This window comes from Citrobacter sp. Cf132 (assembly GCF_030333885.1).
Taxonomy (GTDB): domain Bacteria; phylum Pseudomonadota; class Gammaproteobacteria; order Enterobacterales; family Enterobacteriaceae; genus Citrobacter; species Citrobacter freundii.
Window position 1 is genome coordinate 98,307 of the sequence record NZ_JAOWFA010000040.1, and the last position, 21,902, is coordinate 120,208.

Sequence of the window (21,902 nt, forward strand, 5' to 3'; positions counted from 1 at the left end):
ACCTCAGAACAAATCGCTGCGCGATTTCAATAAGCTTTCGACGTCTTTATCAACTTTGATATGGATCTCATGCTCGATTTTGACGTTCATATTAATGGTGATGGGCTCTTTTGGCGCAGCCACTTCGATTCTGGGAGTGCACCCTACCAGCAGAGATGAAGCCAGCAGACCCAGCATGGCAGCTATCGTTTTCATTGTTGTTCCTCACATTCCTTGCCTTCCGGGCAATGGGTTTCCGGCAGCGCTGCATTTTGTTCAAGCCATGCCTGTAAATTGTCGCCAAAACGCAAGCTGCGCCATAGCGTAAAGACGTTTTCCTCGTGGGTATAATTCAAATTAACTGTACCTACTTTGCCATCCACCCGACTATTGCCAGTCACGGTTGACTGCATGGTTAAGACACCGAGGTTATCCAGATTTATTTTCGTCCACGAATGGCTTATTTCCATATAACGCAGCCAGTTAATGGCCGCCCCCGCCGCCATGTTATCTTTGACGACCGCATCCGCGGTGTCCTTATCAATACGCAACGTCATCGGCCCCGGATTAGTCAACCAGCCGTCTTTGATGATCCATTTTTCGTTATCCAGCCATAATGGCAACGCGCCACTGACCGGGCCAGACATGGCGAACTGTTTGGGGTTAACCGCACTGATAAGCTCGCTGGAAGAGATATTCTGCACTCGCAATAAGGCCGGATCGTGCTGCGGCATCCGCAGTTGCTGCATGATGATTTTACCCCCCAGCAGATCAGCGCTGACATCGCTCAACAGTAACGGGTTGTTTTCACTCCAGGGGTACGCCCCCTGCAGATCGGCGGCGATATTTTTCACCGTCACCTGATTCACCACTTCCGCAATACGCAGTGAAATAGGTCCACGCGTACCCAGTTGCCATGCACCTTCACTAAACCGGAAAGGCAATACAAAATCGACACCGTTGATTTGGTTATCGGGCATCCAGGCGCTACCGCCTTTTAACACTCCATGACCGCCCGCTTCAAAGCCCTGCTCCGGGGCTGCCGAAAACGCGACCTGCGCATACAGCTCACCTTCTCGTAGCTTCATTTTCCAGTCAGGTGGGATCAGAGGTTGGAATACGGTGAGCGATTGTTTTGGCCACCAGGCCTGTCCGCGCAGGCGGATACCGTCCCAACGACCATTCAACTGTACGGGCCCAATCGCCCCAGCGTGAAGCTGGCCTTTGAACTGGAAGATTGTCGGATCGCTACCATCGACGCTAAACTTCAGCGTCGATGGTGGTAACACGCTTCCCCCGGTGAAGGTGGTGTTACCTGCGTCCAGCGATAGCGCGCCGCTAAATGTCGGTTTGGTTGCATCCCGCACCCAGACTATCGGTTCGTCCATCACCAGGCGTGGGTTTTCCACCTTCATCGTGCCGTATTGCAGATGATCAAATCCGGTGGAAAGATCAAATAGCTTCAGACTATTGTCATGCCATTCCCCCTTACCCGCTACGTCCCAACGGGCATGCATCGGCGTAAAGCTGCCTTCACCCCAATATCGCCACTGCCAACGACCAGCATCAGGAAGAAAATCATTTGCCAGGCCATCCAGATGCAGTTCAAAGCCCCCCATCTGGTTTTCATGCGCACGTAAAATAGCCTGCAGACGCCCATCCACACCGCGTTGCGTGACTTTTACCCCTGCCAGCGGCCAGCGAATCTCGTCAATATCCAGCGAATCAATCACCCGCCCACGTGAGCGCAGCAGCGCCCCTGGCTCGAAAGCCAATTGCGGATCGTTCAGACTTCCGGTGAGTCTCGCGGGTAATTTCGCGTAGAAGATCAGATCGCCCTGTTTCGCCTCACCGGTCAACTGTAGCGGCATCTCGCTACTATCCATGCCAAGCTTACCCGGCCCCAGCGTTAATACGGCATTTCCTTTACCGGCGTCGCCATGCGTCAGAACATTCAGACGCCCACTCACCACCGCGTTTTCCAGTCCTGCCTGCCAGTTTTCAACTTTCATGCCCAGCCGGCCACTTAACGGGAATCCCTGATAAGGCCAGTTCCAGCGTCCGTCGCTGATGGTCAGTTGCTGGCGTGTTATTTCCCACGGAAGGTCAAGCAGCGGATCGGCATTATCCCGCGCCATGACGATCAGTTGTCCGCTGTTTTGTTGCCACTCCAGTTCGGCGTCCACAAGCGTAGGTTCTTGCGGCAAACTTAACGTCGCAACCGCATGACCGCTTACCGGCAGTCCATCGGGCACCAGTGGCATAGTAAATTCACCGACCAGTCTTACCGGCGGCTGGCCTTCAAATGCCGCAACATCCAGCTCAGTTACTGTGAGGTTTTGCCCGTGCAAACGCCCCTGGAATTTAACTTTTTCCCCCTGGTAACGCAGCTGTTGAGTGGAGGGAGTGAGCGAGAGTGACAGTTTTCCCTGCCATTCCTGCCATGGAGAGAGAATAAGTTTGTCGATGTTAATCCAGGTATTAGGCAGCATTGACTGCCATTCAGCCAGCGTTTTGGGCGCTACTGGCGACGGCTCGGTCTGCGGCAATTTGGCCAGGCAAGCTGAGTCCAGCTCGATGGTCCCGACATTCAGCAACCAGCGGCTGGGGTGAGACAGATCCGCCTGAGTAATGCGCGCTAGCGGACAATCTTCAACCAGATAGCGGAGTTCAGGTATATGTAACCCATGCCGTGTCAGCCGCGGGCTCTCGTCCAGCGCGATGCGTGTTCCAACGGGTAACCAGATACCCACCAACGTAGGCACCCACAGGCCAAGCGTCATCACTAGCGTCAGCGGCACGAGAATCAATAATAAGAGGAGTGCCAGAACGGCTTTATATTTACCCTTCATGGGTAGTTAATATCCTGATTTAGCAAAAATTTAAGCCGGTTTAGGCCCGTATTGTGGCATGTTTAACTGGATATGCCCACATTAAGGATAGATAACCGTTTTATAGGCACGCTGTTACACGTGCCGTCGGGGATATTAAGATTCAGACTCAATGGGGCCTCAGTTGTCCATCGCTATGTTTAGGTCCTATACGACCTGCTTCTATCAGAATTTCTTCAATGAGTTCTTCGAGGCACTCCCTACCATGATGATCGCAGACCAGATGTACCTGCCGGGAAATCTCATCAGGTTTCATACCATCGCATAATGCCGCCTTCAGCATTAAGGTGGCCCATCGTTTTGCTTCAGAGTGAGTTAACATGACTCCTCCCGATATTTGCTACCTGTATAAGCGTAGCTGTCAGGATGTGATTCGGCTGGCTTTTTAACCACGTTGTCTTTACCGGCATGAGCTGAATGAAAATTATCCAGTTGTTGAAAACGCGTAATCTGCCCACACTAACCAGATATACGTTGGAATTATTCATTACGTCCATGACTATCAATAACTTTTTATATTTTGTAAAATAATTTGAATTGGATTAATGTGACGTCAAAATCACTGGAGAAAGTCTTATGAAACTCGCCATCTATAGTACAAAACAGTACGACAAGAAGTACCTGCAGCAGGTTAACGAGGCTTTTGGTTTTGAACTTGAATTCTTTGACTTTCTGTTGACGGAAAAAACAGCCAAAACCGCCCATGGCTGCGAAGCTGTGTGCATTTTCGTCAACGACGATGGTAGCCGCCCTGTTCTGGAAGAGCTGAAAAAGCATGGCGTGAAATATATCGCGCTACGTTGCGCCGGGTTCAACAACGTCGATCTCGACGCTGCAAAAGAGCTGGGTATGCAGGTCGTACGTGTGCCAGCCTATTCACCGGAAGCCGTCGCTGAGCATGCAATTGGCATGATGATGACGCTGAATCGCCGCATTCACCGCGCTTATCAGCGTACCCGTGATGCCAACTTCTCTCTTGAAGGGCTGACCGGCTTTACCATGTATGGCAAAACGGCTGGGGTGATCGGTACCGGTAAAATCGGTATTGCGGCCCTGCGGATCCTGAAAGGTTTTGGTATGCGCCTGCTGGCGTTTGATCCCTACCCAAGTGCTGCTGCGCTGGAGTTAGGCGTTGAATATGTCGATCTTAAAACGCTATTTGCCGAGTCCGATGTCATCTCTCTGCACTGCCCGTTAACACCGGAGAATTATCATCTGCTCAATCACGAAGCCTTTGAGCAAATGAAAAACGGCGTGATGGTTATTAACACCAGTCGTGGGGCGTTGATCGATTCGCAAGCCGCTATCGATGCGCTGAAAAACCAGAAAATTGGTTCTCTGGGTATGGACGTGTATGAAAACGAACGCGATCTGTTCTTTGAAGATAAATCCAATGACGTGATTCAGGATGATGTGTTCCGTCGCCTGTCGGCCTGTCATAACGTGCTGTTTACCGGGCATCAGGCGTTCCTGACCGCCGAAGCGTTAACCAGCATTTCTGAGACTACGCTACAGAATCTGGCACAAATCTCCAAAGGCGAAACCTGTCCAAACGCCCTCTTCTGATTTCCGTGCTCCCCTGGATTCAGGGGAGCATTTTCAGACAATCACCGATGATAAAACACTCAGTATCATTATTATATTGAATGTATTCCCGTCACAAACCCAGAGAAATAGAATGAAGAAAGTTGTCACGTTGATTGCGCTCAGCATGCTGATGGCTGGCTGTGTGAGCAATGGAAAAGTGTCCGTCAATCGCGAACAGTTGCAGCATCACCGCTTCGTTTTGCAGAGCGTCAATGGCAAGCCGGTAACCGTCGCCAATAACCCACCTGAATTAAGTTTCGGTGAAAATATGACAGTGTCGGGAAAAATGTGTAATCAGTTCCATGGTCAGGGCAAGCTGTCCGACGGTGAATTAAAAGTGAAAGACATGGCAATGACGCGCATGATGTGCGCCGATCCACAGCTTAACGCGCTCGACGGCATCGTCAGCGAGATGTTTAAGCAAGGCGCACAGGTTGATCTGACTGCTGACCAGCTAACACTGGCTACGGCAGAACAAACGTTGACGTTTAAACTGGCAGATTTAATGTAGTAAAAGCAGTGGCTCAATAATTCCCACAGCTTCCGGCGGCAAGCGACTGCTCACTACAGCGTTTGCCGTTAGGTAATGCACACATGCCGATGGCAGAACCATCCAGTTGGCGTGCCACGGAGAGCGAACCTCCAATCATGGCGCAATTTGCCTCTCCAGAACTGGACATTGCGGCCTTCATCCCCGGTGCGACATGAGCGGCGGTTGCCTGCTGAACAGGTTCACTGCTGCACGCCGATAATAAAAACGCGGCACACCCTACCCAAAACGCTGCGCGCATCTTACTCCCCTCTGAATATTAACCAAACGACACAGCCATAAATAATAGGCAGCGGAAACACTGCCGTCGAGAGGCAAAATGCGCATTTATGCGTGCTGTTTACATTTTCTGGCAATTTTTTGGCTACTCCTTTGATCAAACCATTCATTCTGATTATTCCCAGGACACAAAAGCGAAAATCTGTCTTTAGCACTTTTGCTAAAATAGAAAGATAACTACAGGATTCGCCGCGGTTACGCGGGTCCCTCTTTTTGCGCAATGTAAGGGTGTCAGTATGATCACAATTGACGGTAATGGTGCGGTTGCTTCAGTCGCATTTCGTACCAGCGAAGTTATCGCCATCTACCCAATTACGCCCAGTTCGACGATGGCTGAACAGGCAGATGCCTGGGCCGGAAACGGGCTTAAAAACGTCTGGGGAGATACCCCTCGCGTCGTAGAAATGCAGTCAGAAGGCGGCGCAATCGCGACCGTTCACGGTGCATTGCAGACCGGTGCGCTCTCTACGTCGTTTACCTCATCGCAGGGCCTGTTGCTGATGATCCCAACGCTGTACAAACTGGCCGGTCAGTTGACGCCATTTGTGCTGCACGTTGCCGCGCGTACCATTGCTACTCATGCGCTGTCTATCTTCGGTGACCATTCCGACGTAATGGCAGTGCGCCAGACAGGGTGCGCGATGCTGTGTGCCAGCAGCGTGCAGGAAGCACAGGACTTTGCGCTCATTTCACAAATGGCCACTCTGAAAAGTCGGGTTCCGTTTATTCATTTCTTTGATGGTTTCCGCACATCGCATGAAATCAATAAAATTGTGCCGCTGGCCGATGACACGATCCTCAGCCTGATGCCGCAAGCTGAAATTGATGCGCATCGTGCCCGCGCGCTGAACCCTGAACATCCCGTTATTCGCGGGACATCTGCGAACCCGGATACCTACTTCCAGTCGCGTGAAGCGACAAACCCCTGGTACAACGCGGTTTACGAAAACGTCGAACAGGCGATGAACGACTTCGCCGCGGCGACGGGCCGCCAGTATCAACCCTTTGAGTATTACGGTCATCCACAGGCGGAACGTGTCATTATCTTGATGGGTTCTGCAATTGGTACCTGCGAAGAAGTCGTCGAAGAGTTACTTGCTCGTGGAGAGAAAGTTGGCGTCCTGAAAGTTCGGCTATTCCGCCCATTCTCTGCCAAACATTTACTGCGCGCCCTGCCGGAAACCGTACGCAGCATCGCCGTTCTGGATCGCACTAAAGAGCCGGGTGCCCAGGCAGAACCGCTGTATCTGGATGTAATGACCGCGCTGGCGGAAGCCTTTAACTGCGGCGAGCGGGAAACCCTACCACGCGTAATTGGCGGGCGTTATGGCCTTTCTTCCAAAGAGTTTGGCCCGGACTGCGTCATGGCGGTCTTTACTGAGCTGAGTAGCGCGAAGCCGAAACCTCGCTTTACGGTTGGTATCTATGATGATGTCACCAACCTGTCACTACCGCTACCGGAAAACACCCTGCCCGGTACCGCGAAGCTCGAAGCGCTGTTCTACGGTCTGGGCAGTGACGGCAGCGTGTCGGCCACCAAAAATAATATCAAGATTATCGGTAACTCGACACCGTGGTATGCGCAGGGTTATTTCGTGTATGACTCAAAAAAAGCAGGCGGTCTGACGGTTTCTCACCTGCGCGTCAGCGAGCAGCCTATTCGATCAGCGTATCTGGTTTCACAAGCCGATTTTGTTGGCTGTCACCAGTTGCAATTTATCGATAAGTATCAGATGGCCGAGCGCCTGAAACCAGGCGGGATCTTCCTGCTTAATACGCCTTACAACGTGGATGAAGTCTGGGCGCGTTTGCCACAGGAAGTTCAGGCAGTACTGAATCAGAAGAAGGCCCGTTTCTACGTGATTAATGCGGCCAAAATCGCTCGCGAATGCGGTCTGGCAGCGCGTATTAACACCGTTATGCAAATGGCATTCTTCCATTTGACGCAAATCTTACCCGGCGACAGCGCGATGGTTGAATTGCAGGGTGCGATTGCGAAAAGCTATAGCAGTAAAGGTCAGGATCTGGTTGAACGTAACTGGCAGGCGCTGGCTCTGGCGCGTGAATCCGTCGCCGAAGTGGCACTCCAGCCAGTTGACCCGCACAGCGCTAACCGCCCACCGGTGGTTTCTGATGCCGCGCCGGATTTCGTGAAAACCGTTACCGCGGCAATGCTCGCCGGTCTGGGTGATGCTCTTCCCGTATCCGCGCTGCCGCCAGACGGCACCTGGCCAATGGGCACCACGCGTTGGGAAAAACGCAATATCGCCGAAGAGATCCCCATCTGGAAGGAAGAGCTGTGTACCCAGTGTAACCACTGCGTTGCCGCTTGCCCGCACTCGGCAATCCGCGCCAAAGTGGTTTCACCAGAAGCGATGGAAAACGCCCCTGCCAGCCTGCATTCTCTGGATGTGAAATCACGCGATATGCGCGGTCAGAAATATGTCCTGCAGGTTGCGCCTGAGGATTGCACCGGTTGTAATCTGTGCGTCGAAGTGTGTCCGGCGAAAGACAGGCAGAACCCGGAGATCAAGGCCATCAATATGATGTCGCGCCTTGAGCATGTTGAAGAAGAAAAAGTTAACTATGACTTCTTCCTCAATCTGCCGGAAATAGACCGCACTAAACTGGAACGCATTGATATTCGTACCTCGCAGTTGATAACGCCGCTGTTTGAATATTCCGGCGCCTGCTCGGGCTGTGGTGAAACGCCGTATATCAAACTGCTTACGCAGCTGTACGGCGACCGCATGCTGATCGCCAATGCGACTGGCTGTTCATCGATTTATGGCGGTAACCTGCCCTCAACACCGTATACCACCGACGCCAACGGTCGTGGGCCAGCGTGGGCAAACTCACTGTTTGAGGATAACGCCGAGTTCGGGCTGGGCTTCCGTCTGACGGTGGATCAGCACCGTGTGCGCGTTATGCGTTTATTGGAACAGTTTGCCGATAACATTCCGGCTGAACTGAATGACGCCCTGCACGCTGAAGCGACGCCAGAAGTACGCCGTGAACAAGTTGCCGCGCTGCGCCAGCACCTGAAAGATGTCGAAGGCGCACAGCAGCTGTTAACCGATGCCGACGCGCTGGTCGAGAAATCCATCTGGCTGATTGGCGGCGACGGCTGGGCTTACGATATTGGTTTTGGCGGTCTGGATCACGTCCTGAGCCTGACCGAGAACGTCAATATTCTGGTGCTGGATACTCAATGTTACTCCAACACGGGTGGACAAGCGTCGAAAGCCACGCCGCTCGGGGCTGTCACCAAATTTGGCGAACACGGCAAGCGCAAGGCGCGTAAAGATCTTGGCGTCAGTATGATGATGTACGGGCACGTGTATGTTGCACAGATCTCTCTAGGCGCACAGTTGAACCAGACGGTGAAAGCGATTCAGGAAGCAGAAGCCTATCCGGGTCCGTCGCTGATTATCGCCTATAGCCCATGTGAGGAGCACGGTTACGATCTCGCGCTAAGCCACGATCAGATGCGCCAGCTGACGGCGACCGGATTCTGGCCGCTGTACCGCTTTGATCCGCGTCGTGCAGATGAAGGTAAATTGCCGCTGGCGCTGGACTCTCGCCCACCGTCAGACGCGCTGGCCGAAACATTGCTTAACGAGCAGCGCTTCCGCCGCCTGAATGCCCAACAGCCAGAAGTTGCTGAGCAGCTGTGGAAAGACGCCGCCGCCGATCTGCAAAAACGCTACGACTTCCTGGCCCAACTGGCAGGTAAAGCAGAAAAGAGCGGTGCCGAGTAATACATTTATCTCAGTATTTGCCTGGAACCAAAAAAAAGCCCGAACAGTTGTTCGGGCTTGTCAATTTATTCGCTGGCGAATTAATAATTACCATCAATATACCAACGAAAAATAAAACGTGACAATAAAGGCATATAACACGCGCAGAATAGCCCAACAAAATTCAATTGTATAATTTTTATTTTATATATTTTCACGCAACACATTCATCGCAATTATCATCATTTCCGTAGAATTATTTATTTAAGGTTTTACTTAAGGCGTAACAATTCATATTTATCTCTTTACGGAACTTCTCCTTTAGCATGCTTTTACTCCCTACATGGGTAGTCACAGGTTAATAAAAAAACTAAAGGATTATTTCAATGAACAGAAAAGTACTGGCTCTCGTAATTCCTGCCCTGCTGGCTGCAGGCGCTGCTCACGCTGCTGAAGTTTATAATAAAGACGGCAACAAATTAGATCTCTACGGTAAAGTAGACGGCCTGCATTATTTCTCTGATGACTCTTCTAAAGATGGTGATCAGACCTATATGCGTATGGGCTTCAAAGGTGAAACTCAGATCAACGATCAATTGGTTGGTTATGGCCAGTGGGAATACCAGGTAAACGCCAACAGCACTGAAAGCGACAAAGGCAACAGCTTCACCCGTCTGGCGTTTGCTGGTCTGAAATTCGGCGACTACGGTTCATTCGACTACGGTCGTAACTACGGCGTACTGTATGACGTAGAAGGCTGGACCGATATGCTGCCAGAATTCGGTGGTGACTCTTATACCCAGGCAGACAATTTCATGACCGGTCGTGCTAACGGCGTAGCAACTTACCGCAACACTGATTTCTTCGGTCTGGTGAACGGTCTGAACTTTGCGCTGCAGTATCAAGGTAAAAACGAAAACCAAAGCCTTAACGATGATAACGTAGGTACTAATAACCGCAATGGTGGTGATGCACGCTACGACAATGGTGACGGTTTCGGTATTTCCTCTACCTATGATCTGGGCATGGGCGTAAGCTTCGGTGCTGGTTATACCTCTTCTGACCGTACAAACGAGCAGATCAATTCCTATAATGCAGGAGGCGATAAAGCAGACGCATGGACTACCGGCCTGAAATACGATGCAAACAACATCTACCTGGCAACCATGTACTCCGAAACCCGTAACATGACTCCGTACGGCGACAGCGGCGTGGCGAACAAAACTCAGAACTTCGAAGTCACTGCACAGTACCAGTTCGACTTCGGTCTGCGTCCGGCTGTGTCTTTCCTGATGTCTAAAGGTAAAGATCTGAACGCTACCGACGGTGACAAAGACCTGGTTAAATATGCTGATATCGGCGCTACCTACTACTTCAACAAAAACATGTCCACCTATGTTGATTACAAAATCAACCTGCTGGACGAAGACGACAGCTTCTACACTCGTAACAACATCTCTACTGATGACGTAGTTGCATTAGGTCTGGTTTACCAGTTCTAATCCGTCAGCCCGCTGGCAACAGCGGGCTATCCTTTCTTTGATAACCAATCTGTTTTATCCAGATCGAAATATTATATCTATTGTATTAAAACACGCCTTTGATAGATGATATCTTGCATTAAGACCTGTAGTAGAGGATACCTGCAATGAATCATCATCCTGTAAAATCATCCCGTATTGCATCCGTCGGCTATGACGAATCCTCTCACACGCTGGAAATTCGCTTTCACCAATTGGCTACCCTGCAATATCAGCCTGTCCCTGCCCGTATTTTTCGTGATTTCCTGAGCGTGGTCTCGAAAGGTCGATTTTACGACGGCGTAATAAAAGGAAAGTTTCCTGAAATCAAAATAAAGTGATGCCAAAATGTGATCTTTGTCATTGTACATAAAGTGCCATTACGCGGTAAGCTTTAGGTGGATACTTAAACAGGAGGTTTTATGAACAGAACGATTCTTGTACCCATCGATATTTCAGACTCAGAATTAACTCAACGCGTTATTGCCCATGTTGAAGCAGAGGCCAAAATTGACGATGCGCAGGTCCATTTTCTGACCGTAATTCCGTCACTGCCCTATTACGCTTCTCTGGGACTGGCCTACTCGGCAGAGTTACCGGCCATGGACGATCTGAAAGCCGAAGCAAAATCTCAACTGGAAGAGATTATCAAGAAGTTCAATATCCCAACGGACAGAGTGCACATTCATGTCGCAGAAGGTGCGCCGAAAGATAAGATTCTGGAGATCGCCAAAAAATTACCGGCTGATATGGTCATTATTGCCTCACACCGACCTGACATCACCACCTACCTGCTGGGCTCTAACGCCGCAGCAGTAGTGCGTCATGCGGAGTGTTCGGTACTGGTAGTCCGCTAAGCTTTCAGGCCCGCACATCGCTGCGGGCTTTTTGTTTCTACCACTTATACCCCACGATTCTTGTCCTAAATGTGCTGACATTTTTCCCGCTTATCCGTACCATACACGCCACAGTTTTTATATCAGACTTCTTTTGCCGGACTATCCGGCGTGATGCATACTCTTCTGATGCCACACTATGAATTGAGCCTCCATTAAATGTCGCAAAATCAAGATATTAGCAAGAAAGAACAATACAACCTGAACAAATTGCAAAAACGTCTGCGTCGTAACGTGGGCGAAGCCATTGCCGACTTCAATATGATCGAAGACGGCGATCGCATTATGGTGTGTCTTTCCGGCGGGAAAGACAGCTATACCATGCTGGAGATCCTGCGTAATTTGCAGCAAAGCGCCCCGATCAGTTTTTCCTTGGTTGCGGTTAACCTCGATCAAAAACAACCCGGCTTCCCAGAACACATTCTGCCGGAGTATCTGGAACAGCTGGGCGTTGAGTACAAGATTGTCGAAGAAAACACTTACGGGATCGTCAAAGACAAAATCCCTGAAGGCAAAACGACCTGCTCGCTCTGCTCTCGCCTGCGTCGCGGTATTCTGTACCGTACGGCAACCGAGTTAGGTGCCACCAAGATTGCGCTCGGCCACCATCGCGACGACATCCTGCAAACGCTGTTTTTAAACATGTTCTACGGCGGAAAAATGAAAGGTATGCCACCGAAGCTGATGAGTGATGACGGTAAGCACATCGTGATCCGCCCGCTAGCTTACTGCCGTGAGAAAGATATCGAGCGCTTCTCCGAAGCGAAAGGTTTCCCGATTATTCCGTGCAATCTGTGCGGCTCACAGCCTAACCTGCAGCGTCAGGTCATTGCTGACATGCTGCGTGACTGGGACAAACGCTATCCAGGTCGGATTGAAACCATGTTCAGTGCGATGCAGAACGTTGTGCCTTCACATCTGAGCGATATCAATCTGTTCGATTTTAAAGGCATTAAGCACGGTTCAGAGGTTGTGGACGGCGGTGATTTAGCGTTCGATCGTGAAGAGATCCCGCTACAGCCTGCGGGCTGGCAGCCAGAAGAAGATGATGCTCAACTGGATGAGTTACGCCTGAACGTGGTGGAAGTGAAGTAAGTCGATTATGTAAACGCCCTATCAGGCCTACAACGAGCATATACCCGTTGTAGGCCTGATAAGCGGAGCGCCATCAGGCACTCCAATGGGTATTTATTTCAATAAACGAACTCGGCAAGTCTTGCCTTTAATCTTACCGTTTTGCAATTGTTTCCACGCCTTGTGCGCTATGTTCTGGCGAACGGCGACATAGACGTGTGCTGGATGAACGGCAATTTTGCCGATATCGGCGCCATCCAGGCCAATATCACCGGTCAGAGCCCCCAGAACATCACCAGGACGCATTTTAGCCTTTTTGCCACCATCAATGCATAATGTCGCCATCTCTGCTTCCAGCGGCAGGATTGACACGTTAGCTGGCGCTGGCAGCCAGTTCAGCTTCAATTGCAGCATTTCAGAAAGAATATTGGCACGCTGTGCTTCTTCCGGCGCACAGAAACTAATCGCCAGACCGCTGTTACCGGCTCGCGCGGTACGTCCGATACGATGGACATGAACCTCCGGATCCCACGCCAGTTCGAAGTTAACTACCAGTTCGAGTGATTTAATATCCAAGCCACGTGCGGCCACATCGGTGGCAACCAGAACGCGTGCGCTGCCGTTGGCAAAACGCACCAGCGTCTGGTCGCGATCGCGCTGTTCAAGATCGCCATGCAGTGAAAGTGCGCTTTGCCCCGCCGCATTCAATGCGTCACACACGGCCTGACAGTCTTTTTTGGTGTTGCAAAAAACGACGCATGAAGCAGGCTGATGCTGGCTGAGCAATTTTTGCAGCAGCGGAATTTTTCCGTGGCTGGAGGTTTCGAAAAACTGCTGTTCAATCGCCGGTAACGCATCGACCGTATCAATTTCAATGGTTAATGGATTTTGTTGCACCCGTCCACTGATAGCGGCAATGGCTTCCGGCCAGGTCGCAGAAAACAGCAAGGTCTGGCGAGAAGCTGGTGCAAAGCGAATGACATCATCAATTGCATCGCTAAAGCCCATATCCAGCATGCGGTCGGCTTCATCCATAACCAGCGTATTCAGGGCTTCCAGAGAAACGGTGCCTTTTTGCAGGTGGTCGAGTAAACGCCCCGGCGTGGCGACAATAATATGAGGCGCATGCTGCAGAGAGTCACGCTGTGCGCCAAAGGGCTGCCCACCGCACAGCGTTAAGATCTTGGTGTTTGGCAGAAAGCGCGCTAAACGACGCAGTTCACCCGCCACCTGGTCGGCAAGCTCTCGGGTTGGGCACAGCACCAGAGACTGCGTCTGAAACAGCGCGGCATCAATATGCTGTAATAGCCCAAGACCAAAAGCAGCCGTTTTGCCACTGCCGGTTTTAGCCTGCACGCGAACATCTTTACCCGCCAGGATTGCCGGTAATGCAGCAGCCTGAACAGGCGTCATTTCAAGATAACCCAGCTCGTTAAGGTTCTCGAGTTGAGCAGCAGGTAAAACATTCAGGGTTGAAAAAGCGGTCACAATTTAATCTCGCGGTAAAAACTCACATTCAGCAGGCGCGTATCCTCGCAGATCTACGCCTACGATGCGACAATTTAATAGGTTCTTCATCCGGCGGCGGATCCGGCATTGGCTGCGGATGAGGAATGGGATCTGGAATGGGAACCGGGTCAGTCGGGAGCGAATCCGTGTGCGCAGTTGCAATCAGACAGGTCATATACTCCTCCAGTCATTCAGGTTGACTCTTTTAGGGTAGACGCTGATTTCCTGCAGGCAAAAAAAAGCCGACTAATCTAAGTCGGCGTCGTACGAATCAATTGTGCTATGCAGTAATTCAAAAAAGGAAGTAAGACAATATGGAGCGCAACGCCCATCGCTTGACGTTGCATTCACCTGCGAGAGAGATATTGCCCCGAATAGGTAGATGGTTTATTGACCTCGCTCAAAATTCAGGACGTTTTCATGCGCAAAAGTCACTAAAAAACGTTGTTGTTACAACCATTTACTACGATGCAACCATAAAGTAACACCACCAATCAGGACCACTAACAGAATACAAAAAAGTGAGAAACCGAACTGCCAACCACCGCCAGGGATACCGCCGAGATTAACGCCGAAAAGCCCGGTTAAGAATGTGCTGGGAAGAAAAACCATTGCCATCAATGACATTGTATACGTTCGGCGAGCCAGAGACTCCTGCATCACCTGCGCAATTTCATCCGCCATGATACCGGTCCTGGCAATACAGGCATCGATTTCATCCAGTCCTCTCCCCAACCTGTCAGCGATATCCTGCATCCGTCGCCGATGGTCGTCAGTCATCCAGGACAACCGTTCGCTCGCCAGGCGGGCATAGACATCACGCTGTGGCGCCATATAACGGCGCATCACAATTAACTGCTTACGCAGTAATGCCAGGAAGCCACGCGGCGGGATCTGCTGATCGAGCAGGTTATCTTCCAGATCGATAATTTTGTCGTGCAACTGTTCGATAAATTCGCTGGCATGATCGGTCAGCGCATCACAAACATCCACCAGCCAACCGCCACAATCAACCGGCCCTGTACCTTCCTGGAGGTCGCTGACCACGTCATCCAGTGCCAGCACTTTGCGCTGACGCGTTGAGACAATCAGACGTTCATCCATATATAAACGCATCGCTACCAGTTGGTCAGGCCGCTCGTCGGTGCTGCCGTTGATACAGCGCAGCGTAATTAACGTACCTTCTCCTACCCTGCTGACACGCGGGCGCGTGCTTTCACCCGCCAGCGCATCACGCACGTTATTGGGGAGTAAGGGCGTTGTCACCAGCCATTGCGCACTTTCAGGATGAGTATAATTAAGATGCAGCCAGCAGGGATGCTGAGTGTCGATAACATCGTTATCTTCCAGTGGTTTCACCCCACCACGCCCATCCAACAGCCAGGCAAACACGGCATCCGGCACATTAACATCCGTTCCCTTAATGGCTTCCACAGCGCCTCCACAAACATTCAGCTTTTTTCGTTAGTCTAGCCGTCAGAATATGTTAAGCAATATCTCATTGTCCCATTGTGCTGAAATGACTCATAAAAGTATCTGATAACAAAAAAAGCGCCGACAAATGTGGCGCTTGTTGCGAGGCCCCCTGTTAAGCCCGCTGGCGTCTCTCAGATTCAAAAGCGTGACTTAAACGAAACTTGTGCGTTCGCGACTGGAGGTCAGTCACTTGATTTTTCAGAATATCCGAAGAGTCAGACAGTTCATCCACCATAATGGCGTTACTCTGGGTAACGTTTTCCAGTTCCGCGAGCGCATGAGTAATACTGATGATCCCTTTCTCCTGCTCCTGCGTAGTGGTTAATATCTCGCCCATCAGTTGGTTTAATTGCCCGGCGCCACCAACAATATCCTGCATATTTTTTTCAGCTTCACGCACAATAGCCGCGCCTTGCTGAACGTTTTCATGAGTTTGGGCAATCAGATGTTTAATATTCTTAGCGGCATCTGCGCTACGGTGCGCGAGCATTCGTACCTCTCCGGCCACCACGGAAAAACCTTTGCCATGTTCTCCCGCTCTCGCCGCTTCTACGGCGGCATTCAATGCCAGAATATTTGTCTGGAATGCTATACCATCTATAAGGGTAATAATTTCTGTCATCTGCTGGGCGCACTCGGTGATCGACTGCATATTGGTTGCGACCTGCACCATTAAATCACCGCCCTGCCGGGCAGATAGTGTTGCAATATTGGCCTTAGCACTCGCCATTTGCGTATTCTCTGCATTGTTACGCGTGCTGACCGCTATTTCATCCATGTTGGCAGCCGTTTGCATTAATGCTCCGGATTGCTGCTCTGTTTTTACTGATAACTCAGCGCTGCGTTCCGCGAGCTGTTCAGAGAGCGCCATCGCCGTTTGCGAAGATGTTCTGATCTCATTAACGAGTGTTGAAATATTACTTGATAAACTATTAATGCCCGGTATTAATCTCCCCGCACAGTTATTGCCAAACTCTGGAATACTAATCGCCAGATTCCCGGAGGTTACCTCCTCAATGCTTCTTTTAACCGTATTAATTGGCACGACCAAATATTTCGTCATGTACCACCACAAACATAATATAGAAGTAAAACTGACCAAATTAGTTCCAATGATAATTACCGGGGGAGCAGAAAATATCATTTCAAAAACATTCAGAGCGACCGCCGTAATGAGCAGAAATAAAATAATAAAGGTTCTGACGCTAATATCATTTAACATTTTAGTCCTGTGCGCTAAGAAATAACGTGGATATTATTTCTTATAGCATCTGCAATGCAGATTTCCATAACGCGGAGACGAAAGACGAACTTTCAATGAGAGTCTGCAATCCTTTCACTTAAGACAGGCAATCACACTATTAATTTACATTAACCAGGTGCTTTATCCTGCAAAGGATGATGCTGGCGCTTGTCGTTAGATTATTGTGATGGCAAGCACGTCGTGTACATAAAATGCACAGAATTATAAATTTGATGAATATTTGTATAAGTAAAGGTCTATCATTTTCGATGTTTGCCCCTTCCCCCTAATAGTCATTGTAAAAACACAAGAACATCCCAGGTTTTATCAGGTTAACTGGACAAAACCTGCTAAATTTATCATCACGTCTTTTTTTTGATAGGTAGTAAGATGTTGCACGTGTCGTGGGACCCTGTATTGATTGGGATTTCCTTTATTGTCGCGTTTATTGCCTCCTTTATTGCTCTCGACAGCGCGGGCAAAGTGGCAATTTCCAGCAGACGTGAATCTACCTTCTGGCGACTCTCTGGCGGCGCTACGCTGGGTATGGGGATCTGGTCGATGCATTTTATCGGTATGCTGGCCATGAAAATGAGTATGCCAATAAATTACCATTTATCCCTCACCGCGTTTTCGTTCTTTATTGCGCTCATTTCTGCGACAGTCGCCATCAATATCGCCATTTCTGGTAATACGCTATCAACAAAACGCCTGCTCATTGCTACCAGCATATTAAGTGCCGGTGTTGTTACAATGCACTACGTTGGTATGTATGCCGTTATCGAACATGTGGCTATAACCTGGGATCGCTCGCTGATCCTGCTCTCCGTGATTATTGCCGTCGCTGCGTCTGGCGTGGGTTTGTGGCTGGCCTTTCACTTACGCCAAAATAGCCGTCGAGCGCTAATAAATCGGCTTATTGCTGCCTTTATTATGGCGCTGGCAATAGCATCTATGCATTACACCGGTATGGGAGCCGCTACGTTCACCCATTTTGGACACACTGCGCACGATGGTCTCAGCACGCTGGAACTTTCTATCTGGGTCTGCGCCGTCACGCTTGTTATTTTGGGGATCATGCTGGTGGTTTCGATGGTGGATTCGCAACTCCGTACCTCCCGACTGGCTGACAATCTGCATCAGTTGAACTGCCAGCTTGAGCATCAGGTTCACTTCGACGCGCTGACCGGTCTCGCTAATCGTACACAAATAGACACCTGCTTACTGGCCTGCCTGCGGCATTCTAAACTGCATCAGCAGCATTTCGCGTTGGTATTTATCGACCTCGATCGTTTTAAAGTCGTTAACGATACCTGGGGACATCACATTGGCGATCAGCTACTGATAGCCAGTACACAGCGAATCTTCACTTGCCTTGATGACTCAATGACGCTGGCAAGACTGGGGGGCGATGAATTTATCCTGCTGGTTCCAGACTGCAACCAGCAGGATATCTCCGCCCTGCTGACGCGGATTGCCGATGTGATCGGTGAACCCTTTACCTTGTTCGAACATACCATTCGGGTTTCGTTAAGTGCGGGGAGCAGTATTTACCCTGAGCATGGCTCAACGCTGCATGAGCTAAAAGTGAAGGCCGATATGGCGATGTATCATGTCAAACAGGCGGGCAGAAACGGCTGGGCTATTTATCATCCGGAAATGGAAGCTATCGCGGATACACCGCCGACATTTTTACAAGAATTGTCGCAAGCGCTTGAACGCAACCAGTTTGAGCTATGGTATCAGCCTAAATATACCGCTGGAGATCATTCCCTGACCGGTTTTGAAGCATTATTACGCTGGCATCATCCGGAACGCGGCATGCTGCTGCCAGCCGAATTTCTTTCTGCGTTGGAAGATACGGGCCTGATTATTCCCGTTGGGAAATGGGTTATCCAGCAGGCATGCCTGCAGTTGCATCAATGGAAATTACAGGGAAATACAGAATGGACGCTCGCCGTTAACCTCTCACCCGCCCAGTTTGAACAGCATGATATTATTGATGTTGTTTGTAATGCCCTGGCGCAGTATCAACTGTCACCTGCCTGCCTCACGCTGGAACTCACTGAAAGCACCGCCCTTAAAAATTTGAAACGCAGTGTGGAAGTCCTGAATGCTTTTTCTGCTTTGGGGATCACCGTATCTATTGATGATTTCGGTACAGGTTATTCAAATATATTGATGCTGAAGTCTCTTCCGGCGCGCGAATTAAAAATTGACAGGATATTTGTCAAAGATATCAGCGAGAACAGCAAAAACACAAAAATTGTGTCTACCATTATTGACATAGCTCACTCCATGAATATGCGTGTGGTGGCAGAAGGAATAGAAACCCAGGAACAGGAAATACTCCTTACTCAGATGGGGTGTAGCATGCTGCAAGGTTTCTTGTTTGCAAAACCGCTGCCAGCACATAAGATTCATGAATTGATACAACAAGAAAACAGCATCAAGCAAAAGCCAGTTGTACCCCCCTTGTCTCACCGACAATCAATAACATTGTGAGACGTAATATCTAAAAATATTCGCCATTTAACAGGCAACACAGCAGATAAAAATAACGGGATTATCGATGAGCACAACCGAGCTGCATTCACTGGATTTATTAACCATTCCGGTGTGGATTGTTTTGCCACATACCGAAGAGCTGGTGTTCGCTAATAACGTTGCACGGGAGCTAATGCAGGGTCTCTGTTTTTCCCCGCTCCGCAAGGGAACATTTTCAACGCATGCTCAAAATGATTTAACTATGTATCTCAGCGACTTGAGAAATCATCACCATGTAGTGGAAATTCTCACGGTTTACCGCGACGGTGAAGAGATTGCGATGGCAAGTCGCCTTTCCATTAAACCCCTACCAGGCATGGGTGAAGTCATCCTTTTCGAAGGCATTGAGACGCCTACTGCACAGGGTCTGAAAGCGAGCCGTTCAGCAACCTATCAGCGGAAAAAGCAGGGATTTTATGCACGCTTCTTCCAGACTAATTCCGCGCCAATGTTACTTATTGATCCGTCACGCGATGGGTTGATCGTGGATGCAAACCTCAGTGCGCTCAATTTTTATGGATACACTCATGATGTGATGTGTCAGAAACATACATGGGAAATCAATATGCTGGGCCGCCATATACTTCCGGTGATGCATGAAATCGCCCATCTGCCCGGCGGCCATAAACCTTTGCATTTTGTCCATAAACTGGCTGATGGGACTTCCCGTCATGTGCAAACCTACGCCGGACCGATCGAAATTTACGGTAATAAACTGATGTTGTGCATTATTCATGACATTACCGAACAAAAGCGGCTGGAACAGGAGCTGGAGCGTGCGGCCCTGCGAGATGTTTTAACGGGATTACTTAACCGCCGACATTTTTATCAGGTAACCGAACCGGAACAGACGCATGCGATATCATTGACGCAGGACTACAGCCTGTTGTTGATCGATACGGATCGCTTTAAAAGCATTAACGATCTGTTTGGCCATTTAAAAGGCGACGAAGTGCTTTGTGCTCTGGCACGCACCCTGGAATCCTGTGCGCGAAAAGACGATCTTATTTTTCGCTGGGGTGGTGAAGAATTTGTGCTGCTCCTGCCGCGAACGTCGCTGGATGTCGCTCTCAACCTCGCAGAAGTGATCCGTGCGACGGTGGCAAAGGTGACTCTCCCTGGCCTTCCCCGCTTTACCGTCAGCATTGGTGTAGCACGGCACGAAACAAATGAAAGTATCGATGAGTTATTCAAACGTGTTGACGACGCGTTGTACAAAGCCAAGAACGAAGGCAGGAACAGAGTGCTGGCCGCCTGATGTTTACGTCGTTCAGCGACTACGTTTAGCGTGACGCTCCCAGTTATCCTGTTTTGCCTGCGCGGTTTTACGCAATGCCACATAGCATGCCCCGCTGCCGCCGTGATGCGGCAGTGCGGCGCAGTATGCTTGCACGTCGTCAAATTCCGTCAACCAGCGCGCTACGTAGCTGCGAATAATATTGGCATGAGAATTATCGTCACGTCCCTTGCCGTGTATCACCAGCACGTTACGCAACCCTTCTTGCTGCGCCTGCATAATAAAGCTAAAGAGCATCTGACGACATGTTTCAACAGGTTGGCGAATAAGATTAAGACTCGCCTGCTGCGGGTATTTTCCGTTTCGCAGTTTGTCAGTCACACCGTTCTGTAAACCTTCGCGACGAAACTCGAGCGGCACACTTAACGGGACAATATCGAGAAATCCTGTCGAGAGAAAATTATCCAGTTGAAGCGTATCGATACGCGCCGGAGTGCGAAGATTGCGCATGGGCTGCCAGTGTACATCGGTATGGCTTTTCAGCGGTTGAACATCCCCCATAGCGTCAAGAAACAACGATGCATCATCAAGGTTCATGTTTCATCCTCCAGCGTATTGCGACGGGCATTATCATAACCGCGCACTATTATACCGACAACTATACCGGTAACGGTTTACGGTTATTTCCAATAATTAACCGGATCCGTCGCGCTGAACCGATCTACTCACGACAAGTTGATATCCATTTTTAGAGGTATAGCTGCGACGGTCACTGGCGTGATAATGTGTAGCCTCGCCTGAATGCTGTAATGAGAGAAACGGATGCTTAACTTACTGGAAGACACCATCGACACGCCGCTGGGCCCGCTGTGGGTTATTTGTGATGAGCAATTTCGCCTGCGCGCAGTGGAATGGGATCAGCACAGCGATCGCATGGAACAATTGCTGGATATTCATTACCGCACAGAAGGTTATCAGCGCATTACCGCCAAAAACCCAGGTGGATTAAGCGACAAACTCGCTGAGTATTTTGCCGGAAACCTCAGCATCATTGACACGCTGGAAACAGCAACCGCTGGGACGCCTTTCCAGCGTGAAGTCTGGCAAGCGTTACGCACTATCCCCTGCGGGCAGGTCATGCATTATGGTCAACTGGCCGAACAGTTGGGACGCCCCGGTGCTGCAAGAGCCGTCGGCGCAGCTAATGGCTCCAATCCAGTAAGCATTGTGGTCCCCTGCCATCGCGTCATTGGACGTAACGGCACCATGACCGGATATGCCGGTGGCGTACAACGAAAAGAGTGGTTATTGCGTCACGAAGGTTATTTGCTACTCTAGATTCCAGGCAATTAATGCCTTATCCATCACACTTCC

General features: G+C 50.0%; 18 protein-coding genes. 10 read left to right on the forward strand and 8 right to left on the reverse strand.

Annotation, left to right across the window (positions count from 1 at the left end; translation table 11 throughout):
* Positions 1-3: 3 nt before the first annotated feature.
* Together OGV85_RS05345 and OGV85_RS05350 are read right to left on the reverse strand one after the other, a co-directional pair.
* Complete coding sequence (locus OGV85_RS05345; protein ID WP_003020350.1) at positions 4-195, reverse strand: YnbE family lipoprotein; 192 nt, start codon at positions 193-195, stop codon at positions 4-6.
* Positions 192-2,831: a YdbH family protein gene (locus OGV85_RS05350; protein ID WP_286553217.1), complete on the reverse strand. Its 2,640-nt coding sequence runs from the start codon at positions 2,829-2,831 to the stop codon at positions 192-194. Before OGV85_RS05350 ends, OGV85_RS05345 begins: the two co-directional genes overlap by 4 nt.
* A 615-nt stretch (positions 2,832-3,446) precedes the next feature.
* Between OGV85_RS05350 and OGV85_RS05355 the strand changes: the two genes are divergently transcribed.
* Both OGV85_RS05355 and hslJ read left to right on the forward strand, forming a co-directional pair.
* Positions 3,447-4,436, forward strand: coding sequence for a 2-hydroxyacid dehydrogenase (locus OGV85_RS05355; protein WP_003020354.1), 990 nt, complete (start codon positions 3,447-3,449; stop codon positions 4,434-4,436).
* A 112-nt stretch (positions 4,437-4,548) separates the two neighbouring features.
* Entirely contained in the window at positions 4,549-4,968 is a 420-nt protein-coding gene (hslJ, locus tag OGV85_RS05360) for a heat shock protein HslJ (protein ID WP_003840829.1), read from the forward strand.
* 13 nt (positions 4,969-4,981) lie between these two features.
* Here hslJ and OGV85_RS05365 read toward each other — a convergent pair whose 3' ends face one another.
* On the reverse strand, positions 4,982-5,248 hold the full coding sequence (locus OGV85_RS05365) for a putative hemolysin (protein ID WP_032949375.1): 267 nt from the start codon (positions 5,246-5,248) through the stop codon (positions 4,982-4,984).
* A 274-nt stretch (positions 5,249-5,522) separates the two neighbouring features.
* On the opposite strand from OGV85_RS05365, the gene nifJ reads away from it, so the two are divergent.
* From nifJ to ttcA, 5 genes are all read left to right on the forward strand, one after another.
* Positions 5,523-9,047: a pyruvate:ferredoxin (flavodoxin) oxidoreductase gene (gene nifJ / locus OGV85_RS05370; RefSeq protein WP_048217803.1), complete on the forward strand. Its 3,525-nt coding sequence runs from the start codon at positions 5,523-5,525 to the stop codon at positions 9,045-9,047.
* 365 nt (positions 9,048-9,412) lie between these two features.
* The gene (gene ompC, locus OGV85_RS05375) at positions 9,413-10,528 is read left to right on the forward strand and encodes a porin OmpC (RefSeq protein ID WP_061547978.1); all 1,116 of its coding nucleotides are present in this window, start codon (positions 9,413-9,415) and stop codon (positions 10,526-10,528) included.
* A 146-nt stretch (positions 10,529-10,674) separates the two neighbouring features.
* A complete protein-coding gene (locus OGV85_RS05380; RefSeq protein WP_003020366.1) occupies positions 10,675-10,887 on the forward strand; it encodes a KTSC domain-containing protein in 213 nt (70 codons plus the stop codon).
* Positions 10,888-10,968: 81 nt separating this feature from the next.
* On the forward strand, positions 10,969-11,403 hold the full coding sequence (gene uspF / locus OGV85_RS05385; protein WP_003020369.1) for a universal stress protein UspF: 435 nt from the start codon (positions 10,969-10,971) through the stop codon (positions 11,401-11,403).
* Positions 11,404-11,601: 198 nt separating this feature from the next.
* Entirely contained in the window at positions 11,602-12,537 is a 936-nt protein-coding gene (gene ttcA / locus OGV85_RS05390; protein WP_003833209.1) for a tRNA 2-thiocytidine(32) synthetase TtcA, read from the forward strand.
* A gap of 93 nt (positions 12,538-12,630) precedes the next feature.
* Here the strand turns inward: ttcA and dbpA are convergent, their stop codons facing one another.
* From dbpA to OGV85_RS05410, 4 genes are all read right to left on the reverse strand, one after another.
* Positions 12,631-14,004: an ATP-dependent RNA helicase DbpA gene (dbpA, locus tag OGV85_RS05395; RefSeq protein WP_003843930.1), complete on the reverse strand. Its 1,374-nt coding sequence runs from the start codon at positions 14,002-14,004 to the stop codon at positions 12,631-12,633.
* Positions 14,005-14,032: 28 nt separating this feature from the next.
* Positions 14,033-14,200, reverse strand: coding sequence for a proline-rich small protein YnaL (ynaL, locus tag OGV85_RS05400; RefSeq protein WP_100280126.1), 168 nt, complete (start codon positions 14,198-14,200; stop codon positions 14,033-14,035).
* 275 nt (positions 14,201-14,475) lie between these two features.
* Complete coding sequence (gene zntB / locus OGV85_RS05405) at positions 14,476-15,459, reverse strand: zinc transporter ZntB (protein WP_032949381.1); 984 nt, start codon at positions 15,457-15,459, stop codon at positions 14,476-14,478.
* A 154-nt stretch (positions 15,460-15,613) separates the two neighbouring features.
* Positions 15,614-16,723, reverse strand: a complete 1,110-nt coding sequence (locus OGV85_RS05410; protein WP_003840818.1) for a methyl-accepting chemotaxis protein — start codon at positions 16,721-16,723, stop codon at positions 15,614-15,616.
* 411 nt (positions 16,724-17,134) lie between these two features.
* Between OGV85_RS05410 and OGV85_RS05415 the strand changes: the two genes are divergently transcribed.
* Together OGV85_RS05415 and OGV85_RS05420 are read left to right on the forward strand one after the other, a co-directional pair.
* Positions 17,135-19,249 (forward strand): putative bifunctional diguanylate cyclase/phosphodiesterase, encoded by a 2,115-nt coding sequence (locus OGV85_RS05415; protein WP_003840816.1) that lies wholly within the window; start codon positions 17,135-17,137, stop codon positions 19,247-19,249.
* Between the two features lie 67 nt (positions 19,250-19,316).
* Entirely contained in the window at positions 19,317-20,549 is a 1,233-nt protein-coding gene (locus OGV85_RS05420; RefSeq protein WP_003020387.1) for a sensor domain-containing diguanylate cyclase, read from the forward strand.
* A gap of 12 nt (positions 20,550-20,561) precedes the next feature.
* Here OGV85_RS05420 and smrA read toward each other — a convergent pair whose 3' ends face one another.
* Complete coding sequence (gene smrA / locus OGV85_RS05425; protein WP_003020390.1) at positions 20,562-21,125, reverse strand: DNA endonuclease SmrA; 564 nt, start codon at positions 21,123-21,125, stop codon at positions 20,562-20,564.
* Positions 21,126-21,350: 225 nt separating this feature from the next.
* On the opposite strand from smrA, the gene ogt reads away from it, so the two are divergent.
* A complete protein-coding gene (ogt, locus tag OGV85_RS05430) occupies positions 21,351-21,866 on the forward strand; it encodes a methylated-DNA--[protein]-cysteine S-methyltransferase (RefSeq protein ID WP_003020394.1) in 516 nt (171 codons plus the stop codon).
* Positions 21,867-21,902 lie beyond the last annotated feature (36 nt).